Below are 7786 nucleotides of genomic sequence, written 5' to 3'. Positions count from 1 at the left end.
TTTTCCCAGTGCTTCAGGCCTCGCAGGGCCTTGCCCAGGAACCGCTTCGCTGCCTTGGCGCTGCGGGTCGGCGACAGGTAGAAATCGATCGTGTCGCCCCGCTTGTCGACTGCCCGGTACAGGTAGGTCCACTTGCCCCGCACCTTGACGTAGGTTTCATCCAGGCGCCAGCTCGGATCAAAGCCACGCCGCCAGAACCAGCGCAGCCGCTTCTCCATCTCCGGGGCGTAGCACTGGACCCAGCGATAGATCGTCGTATGGTCGACCGAAATGCCGCGTTCCGCCAGCATTTCCTCAAGGTCGCGATAGCTGATCGGATAGCGACAATACCAGCGCACCGCCCACAGGATCACATCACCCTGGAAATGGCGCCACTTGAAATCCGTCATCGTTCCGTCCGTCCAATCTCCGCCAAGCATGCTCAAGCTTCACGATTTTTGCAACAGAGCCGTAGTCACTCCCTTGCAGGATGGCCCGAGCCGGTGCTGTGAACTCCCATTCGACAGTAGCCCGGCCATCCTCCGCATGTTCGTTGAGCGTCCAAGCGAGCAGGGCGGCGGTAAGGGTCGCGACGCGCCCTTGGGCCGAGGTCGAAGGCATCTGGAATTTCACATCCATCAGCTCGTCAAGCGTGTCTTGTATCCGATCGTTGGCATTGTGGGTGCCTCGCAGTTCACGCTTGGCGATGACGTGCGATCCTGGCTGCCAGGCTTCGCCGGCAGCTTTGGCGATCAGAAGAGCCAAGGTTTTGCGGGCTGCAAGGGAAGGCGATGTACCCGCACCGAAACGGGCTTCGATAAACTCGCCAGCTTTGACGATAGCGTGACCATCACGGACTGACGCCGTGGAAGCCGCTTTCATGGTGCGGCCGAGGACTGGATCATCGGACATAGCCCAAGTGCATCAGAAACGAGCTACGAATCAATATCTATTCGTACCTCGCTTCTGTGCGGAACACCCCACCCCATTCCTCGTAACTGGGCACCCCATTTCTCGTAGGTGCGCACCCCATTCCTCGTACCTGCGCACCCCATCCATCGTAGGTTGAGGCCTTTTCAATAACAAAATCAATAGTTTGGCCGCCCTGAATCATAGAATCAAAGAGAATATGAATCATCGCGGGTGCGCACGAGGCAACGATAGCCTGATGATATGCAGAATCGGCCTTTAGCCGATGCACTGATTATGCGTGTCGGCTACGCCGTCACAGGGGCGGCCTATCGGCCGCAGGCTTGGCGAGGAAGGAATCGGATCGAGGGCAGTGCACGATCATTCACTGGCCGTTTCCCGTCGTGTGGTTGCACCGTTTCGATCGTGGACGACGATCGCCGACACGCCTGAGGCGGTGATGCGATCGATCAGGCGATCGGCTTCCTCTAGCCGGTCACTAGGCCAGTCGCGGGCGACGTGGATATGATCGTCGCCGACCTCGACGGTCAGGTGCGAGATCGAGGGATCGAGGTCGAGCAGCCGCGCCATGTCGGCTTGGGCTTCCGGCGTGACATGGTGCAGGCCGTTCCCGGTCATCACGAGCTGCCAGGTGCGGGCGCAGTCATCCGGTTGTTCGATCATGGGCGCGTAGGTCATGGCATCGGCCATCCGGTGATGGATTTGGCGTTGGCGTTCGTGGCGAAGCAGTAGCGTACGCCCTGTCGTTTCTCGCTGTGCCAGCCGTTACCCTTGGGACAGCCGACGATATCTGGGATGGTCATGGTGCTGGCTTGGTCGAGCTGGCGGGCGAGCTTGCCGTTGGGGGTGTTGGCCCAGCTCGCGGCGGCGACCTCGTCGCGGGCGCGAGCATAGCCCGAGGCATCACCGGCCGCGTTACCGAGGTGGTAGCCGTACCCCAACGCAACAGGCACGAGCAGGGCGAAAGCGGCGAGGGCACCGTTCCACCATCCATCCCGCTGGCGCCGGCGTGTCTCGTGGACGCGGCGATCGGCCGCGTCGTTGGCGAAACGATCGCCAAGGGCGGTGCGTGCGGCCGCATCCGCCTCGATCTGGTGTTTCAGCTCCCTAGCAGCCCCGGAGAGGGCTTCCCTGGCCCCCTGACGCCCTCCGGCCTCCGCACGGCGCTCCAGGGCCTCAGGATCGACCAGGCGGGCCGCTATGGCCTTGTCGCGGGCTTCCTCTTCCTCCGCGCGCTGGGCGTCCCTTGCGGCGGCATCAGCGAGGCTGGCGCGCACATCGGCCACCAGGTCCCGCAGCGTGCCGAAACCGGCAAGCACCCGCTGGATATTGGTATCGAGGTGGGAGAAGAAGCTATGCGCCTGGGCAGCGTCAGCCGCGTCACGCGCACGACCAGCAGCAGAGGGCGGCGGGTCCGGGGGCGCGTCGAACTCGGCGGGATCGAACTTGCCGGCCGGGGGATCGTCGCGACCGGACCCCAGCAGGCCACGCCCCTTTCCGCGATCTAGCAACCGGCGCGGATCATCCCGATCACGATCCATCAGCCATCCTCCCCGGGCAGCGTCCATCCCTCGAACGGTTTGCGATCCTGATCCCGGCTGATGCGGTGGGTCAGCTCCGAGACGATGCCGGCGAACCGCTGGTCCTTGGTGGCGGCATCGAGGAGCAGGCCACCCAGGATGATCTTGCGGCGGGTATCGAGGCGGCGACCTTCGGTGGCGATCCGGGCGTTGAGTGAATCGAGGCGAGCCTTGGCCTGAGCAAGACGCTTCTTCGCCAGTTCGACAGACTCAGGAGTGGGGGCAGCCATACCTTCTCCGCGTCAAAGCACGATCACCAAGGGAGCATAGCGCAACTCAACGAACGAAGCCACCCGAGACGACAACAGGAGACAAGGGCGCACTTTAGCATTACTGCGTAATGCGTGCGGCAGGGACACCCTGCACCCATGTCGCAAGCGACAGCGGGGCCTCGGCCCCACACCCCGACCAGCGTCATGCCGCTGGACTACGTTTGAGAAGGCACACGCGAGCGATGGCGATCTACCATCTGGCGGTGAAATCGGTGTCGCGCTCGACCGGGCGCAGCGCGGTCGCGGCGGTCGCTTATCGTGCCGGCGTCTGCCTCGAAAACGAGCGCGACGGCCTGGTGCACGACTACACGCGGCGGGGCGGTGTCGAGGACACGTTCATCGTCGCGCCGGAAGGCGCGGAGTGGGCGCAGGACCGTTCCGCGCTTTGGAACGCGGCGGAGGCGGCGGAGAAGCGCAAGGACGCCAAGGTGGCGCGAGAGTATGAGCTGGCGCTACCGGCCGAGCTGGACGCCGGCCAACGCCGCGACCTGGTTCGTGCTTTCGCGGAGGATATCCGGGACCGGTACGGGGTGGCGGTCGATGCGGCGATCCATGCCCCCCATGATTACGGCGACGATCGCAACCACCACGCGCACGTCATGACAACGACGCGAATGGTGGACGCAGAGGGGCTGGGGGCGAAGACGCGCCAGCTCGACGTGCGATCGTCGGCATCGATCGAGGTGGAGGAGATCCGGGCGAGCTGGGCCGCACAGGTCAATGACGCGCTGGAACTGGCACAGGTGGCCGAGCGGGTCGATCATCGCAGCTATGCCCGTCAGGGCGTGGAGATGGAGCCGACCGTGAAGATGGGGCACGCCTCGGCCGCGATCGAGCGGCGCGCCGAGCGCGAGCAGATCGCGCTCGGCGAGGAGCCGCACGCCGTCACGCCGCGCGGGCAGATGAACGAGGCGATCCATGAGGCGCGCGGGCTGGGGGTCTATATCGAGCGTGGCCGGGAGTGGCTGCACGAGATGGGCGACCGGCTGCGGGAGCGTGCCGAGCTGGCGGCCCAGGGTATGGCGAGCTTCGTCCAGGGCGCGGCACGAACAATGCGGGCGGGGTTGCAGACCAGCACCGGCGACGGATTCGAGGCGGTGCCGGCGCTCGACCACTCACCCCGGCGCGAGCAAACGCCGGGGATCGAGATGGACCAGCCGGCGCAGGCCGAGCGCGATCGACAGCGACAACAGGAGCGGGAACGACAACGCGGACTCGACGGGCCGGATATCGGCTTCGGTCGGTAGGCTCTTGGCGTGAGCATCTGTTTTCAGAGAGTGTAAGGTTTTACTTGACATTGTGTAAGAAATATCATACAATAAGTGTATGATTAGAACATACACCAGCAAGGCGCTTGAAGCCTTCGCCACCGAGGGAGATGGCTCAAAACTTCCCGTCCAAAACCATGCACGCGTTCGTCGCATCCTGTTCGCGTTGGAGGCCGCTACAAAGCCCGAGGATATGCATCTCCCCGGCTATCGGTTTCACGGGTTGAGCACCAAGCCCAAGCGCTATGCGGTCGATGCCAGCGGCAACTATCGGGTCACATGGGCTTGGGATGAGGGCGATGCGATCGACGTGGACATTGAGGACTATCACTAGGAGGCCACTACCTCCCGACTGGACATCTGTCAGTTATTGGTTGACATGTAAGCCATTAGTTTACACATAGGGCTTATACAGAGACACATGACGGTCCGGCCTGATCCGGACAGGAGATAGATGATGAACCATCTCGTATCTGGCCTTGCTCCAATGCATCCCGGAGAACTGTTCCGCGAGGACATTCTGCCCGCGTTGAACAAGCCCAAGGCAGAGATCGCCAGGCTGCTCGAGGTTTCGCGGCAGACCCTCTACGATATCCTCGCCGAGAAGCAGGACATTACCCCGACTATGGCGCTCCGGGTCGGCAAGCTGACCGGCACCACGCCGGAAATGTGGGTGAACATGCAGCGCAACTACGACCTGCGCGTGCAGGCCGTGAAGGATGCCGATATCCTCGCCCGGATTCCGACGCTCGAAGCGGCCTGACCTTATCTCAGAAGGTGCTGGCGACTGACAGCTTCACGTGTGCCGACACAGACGGTGCTGGTGACGTTCAATCGCTCTGGTCCGACAGTGGACGCCATTCTACAAGCGAAGCGACATGGGCATGAATCAACCGACAAGTACGCTGCAAGGGGTGCCGCTCATCGACGAGATGGTTGGCAACCTGCATGCTGGAAGCGCGGCAGACATCATGCAGTTGATGCCTGATGGCTGCATCGATCAAATTATCACCTCACCGCCGTATTGGACAGCAGTCGAATATGATGGGGATAGTACGGGCTGGAGCAGCTACGAAGCATACCTTGATGATATGCAACGCGTTTGGCGCGAATGTGCTCGTGTTCTTCGACCTAACGGCAAGTTATGTATAAATGCTCCAATTATGCCTATCCCAAAGGCTGTAATAGAACAGCATACTAGGCATTTGAAGAATATAGCGTTTGATATGGAAAAACGTATTCTGGAGAATACGGACCTAGAGCGGTACAGTTTGTTTATTTGGCAGAAGCAAACATCAAAAATGATGTTTGGCAGTTATCCCCAACCCGGAAACATAATCGAGAACAACACAGTAGAGTTTATAAATGTCTACGTTAAACCGGGTAAGCCTCCAAAGTTTTCTAACGAAGTTAAGCAGGGAAACAAACTTAGCCGTACCGAGTGGCTGGATCTAGCTCAGCAGGTTTGGTTTATGTACCCCGAAGATGTGAAACGCGAAGAGGGGCATCCGGCACCATTTCCAGAGAAGCTACCAGCTCGCCTTATGCGCCTCTACACACAGGGCGCAGTCGGCGAATTCTCAGGGGAGATCGTACTTGATCCATTCGTTGGAACAGGAACGACTTGTGTCGTGGCAGAGCGCATGGGACGCCGTTGGATCGGCATCGATATTAGCGAACGCTACCTCGATTATGCGCGTCGGCGAATTGGTCGCGCTGCACCGAGTGACCCAGTGATTCTTGTCGGCAGGGCAAAGTACCCTGGCAAAGATGAACTCGCAGCTCTTGCGGCCGAGGAAGCTGGTACGTCTGGTGCGCAAGCTGCCGCTAAGCATCGTCGTAAAACTTACGGCCGTGGAGCGCCTGAAGTAAGCGATGATGGGCAGATGACGCTGGTCTGATGCCAAAAAAACCGGCTCGTCCCGAACTGCCCTCAGGCTGGAAGCGTTTCGTCCGAAACTACGCGGACGATCATGCATATTGGTACCAACCCAAGGGACTGGCAGTCACAGTCGACGCGGTGCATGACCGGCTTGCCCCATTAGTAGCGTTTGAAGGCACACGACCTTGGCGAGAATGCCAAGGAGATTACGTCAAACGGCTCAACAAGCTTGGTATATCACAAGCAGAAGGTCCGGCTCTTGCTCGGATGCTCAAGCAAGTGGTAGGCACACTTGGTTTGGCGTGGGTTGATCCAGGTGATCTGGTCGAAATCACACCTGTAGGTCGACAATTTCTTGATGCGGCTGACGGAACATCAATTCTTGCTTTACAGTCACGTCGCTATCAGTTTTGGAATCCATCGATAGGCTCTGCGGCGCATCGAGTTATCCAACTCCATCCGGTACCATTCCTAGTAAGACTACTTCAATCTCTTGATGGTGGTCTATCGACGGCAGAGTATTCGTTGTTTGCTGCTAAAGCAAAGAATATTAGTGATCTCGACAAGGTTATTGAGCAAATAGAAGCTTTCCGGGAGCTAGACGATGCGCAACGGAAAGAAATTGTTCGGCTGCTCGATGCCTACCAAATAGGCGGTACTAAACGTGGATCGCTGCTTAATACGGTGAGGCTTGGTAGGTCGTATGCCATGCGTATGTGGCAATTGTCTGACCTTTTCGATGTAGATAGCGACCACTGCCTACTACTCAAAAAAGGCGTGATTAGGGGCGAGGTTCGCAAATGGATCGATGACTACGCCACAAACGGTACTTACATCGCTTTTGATAGCGAAAAGTCTTTCTTTGCTTGGATGGGAAATCCGGACGCCAAGGCTGATCGCCAAACTGCCCTAGACGTATACACTGAGCGTGGCGACGTCGATGCGGCTGCTGCTATCAAGAAAATTATGGGAGCAAGTGCAACCGATCTACGCAAATTCAAACAGATGATGCTTAGTGAAAAAACTCTGGAAGATTCTATCGAGGCTAACTTTCCGGGATTTGCAAACTTTGTACAGCGTCCGCTTCAATTTATCGGCCGTCAGTATGAAACCACGGTAGGGCCTATTGACATACTGGCTCGTGATAAAAAGACCGGCGGCTATGTAGTTATAGAGTTAAAAAAGGGGCGTGCTGCCGATAAGGTTTTTGGCCAGTTATCGAGATATATGGGCTGGGTTAAGAAGAACCTTGCTGGTGATGCACCAGTAGCAGGCATGATCGTTGGCACGTCGATTGATGATAAGCTTCGCGCTGCCCGTGACGCACATGATACCAAGATTGATCTGGTAACGTATTCTAGCAAAATGTCTTTCAAGGTCGAATAAGGAAGCTGTCTGAACCAGACGGGGACGTGCGACGACATGATGCAAAAATCAATACTTTTGCATCAGATCGAAACCCGAGGAAAACCAGCCTCTTCCATGATGCAAAAATCTGATGCACGATTCCGCGCATGATCTACGGCTATGCGCGCGTCTCAACCACCGGCCAGGACTTGGCCCAGCGGCTCTGTTGCAAAAATCGTGAAGCTTGAGCATGCTTGGCGGAGATTGGACGGACGGAACGATGACGGATTTCAAGTGGCGCCATTTCCAGGGTGATGTGATCCTGTGGGCGGTGCGCTGGTATTGTCGCTATCCGATCAGCTATCGCGACCTTGAGGAAATGCTGGCGGAACGCGGCATTTCGGTCGACCATACGACGATCTATCGCTGGGTCCAGTGCTACGCCCCGGAGATGGAGAAGCGGCTGCGCTGGTTCTGGCGGCGTGGCTTTGATCCGAGCTGGCGCCTGGATGAAACCTACGTCAAGGT

The 7786-nt window shown here is 58.5% G+C and carries 9 protein-coding genes and 2 pseudogenes; 6 read left to right on the top strand and 5 right to left on the bottom strand.

Annotated features, from left to right (window positions below; translation table 11 throughout):
- The 5 genes and pseudogenes from WP12_RS19985 to WP12_RS19960 form a co-directional block, all read right to left on the bottom strand.
- Window positions 1-389: pseudogene (locus WP12_RS19985) on the bottom strand (IS6-like element IS6100 family transposase); the annotation flags it as partial.
- Entirely contained in the window at window positions 355-891 is a 537-nt protein-coding gene (locus tag WP12_RS24390; RefSeq protein WP_235399214.1) for a hypothetical protein, read from the bottom strand. The pseudogene WP12_RS19985 and the gene WP12_RS24390, both read right to left, overlap by 35 nt.
- Before the next feature lie 378 nt (window positions 892-1269).
- Window positions 1270-1587, bottom strand: coding sequence for a hypothetical protein (locus WP12_RS19975; protein ID WP_152664096.1), 318 nt, complete (start codon window positions 1585-1587; stop codon window positions 1270-1272).
- The gene (locus WP12_RS25065) at window positions 1584-2450 is read right to left on the bottom strand and encodes a hypothetical protein (RefSeq protein ID WP_152664095.1); all 867 of its coding nucleotides are present in this window, start codon (window positions 2448-2450) and stop codon (window positions 1584-1586) included. The genes WP12_RS19975 and WP12_RS25065 overlap by 4 nt, the downstream gene beginning before the upstream one ends.
- A complete protein-coding gene (locus WP12_RS19960) occupies window positions 2450-2719 on the bottom strand; it encodes a hypothetical protein (protein WP_046195441.1) in 270 nt (89 codons plus the stop codon). The genes WP12_RS25065 and WP12_RS19960 overlap by 1 nt, the downstream gene beginning before the upstream one ends.
- A gap of 224 nt (window positions 2720-2943) precedes the next feature.
- On the opposite strand from WP12_RS19960, the gene mobQ reads away from it, so the two are divergent.
- The 6 genes and pseudogenes from mobQ to WP12_RS19930 all read left to right on the top strand — a co-directional run.
- Window positions 2944-4008 carry a MobQ family relaxase gene (mobQ, locus tag WP12_RS19955; protein WP_046195440.1) on the top strand — a complete coding sequence of 355 codons (1065 nt, stop codon included), beginning with the start codon at window positions 2944-2946 and terminating at the stop codon, window positions 4006-4008.
- A gap of 79 nt (window positions 4009-4087) precedes the next feature.
- On the top strand, window positions 4088-4363 hold the full coding sequence (locus WP12_RS19950; protein WP_021243072.1) for a type II toxin-antitoxin system RelE/ParE family toxin: 276 nt from the start codon (window positions 4088-4090) through the stop codon (window positions 4361-4363).
- Window positions 4364-4486: 123 nt separating this feature from the next.
- A complete protein-coding gene (locus WP12_RS19945) occupies window positions 4487-4792 on the top strand; it encodes a HigA family addiction module antitoxin (RefSeq protein WP_234422482.1) in 306 nt (101 codons plus the stop codon).
- 115 nt (window positions 4793-4907) lie between these two features.
- Window positions 4908-5930 (top strand): DNA-methyltransferase, encoded by a 1023-nt coding sequence (locus WP12_RS24385; protein ID WP_081659595.1) that lies wholly within the window; start codon window positions 4908-4910, stop codon window positions 5928-5930.
- Complete coding sequence (locus tag WP12_RS25575; protein ID WP_081659594.1) at window positions 5930-7297, top strand: endonuclease NucS domain-containing protein; 1368 nt, start codon at window positions 5930-5932, stop codon at window positions 7295-7297. Before WP12_RS24385 ends, WP12_RS25575 begins: the two co-directional genes overlap by 1 nt.
- 241 nt (window positions 7298-7538) lie before the next feature.
- Window positions 7539-7786 (top strand): annotated as a pseudogene (locus WP12_RS19930) (IS6 family transposase); the annotation flags it as partial.

The sequence above is a fragment of the Sphingomonas sp. SRS2 genome (assembly GCF_000971055.1).
GTDB lineage: Bacteria > Pseudomonadota > Alphaproteobacteria > Sphingomonadales > Sphingomonadaceae > Rhizorhabdus.
Note: the sequence above shows the minus strand (reverse complement) of the source record. Positions and strands in the feature narration are given on the sequence as shown.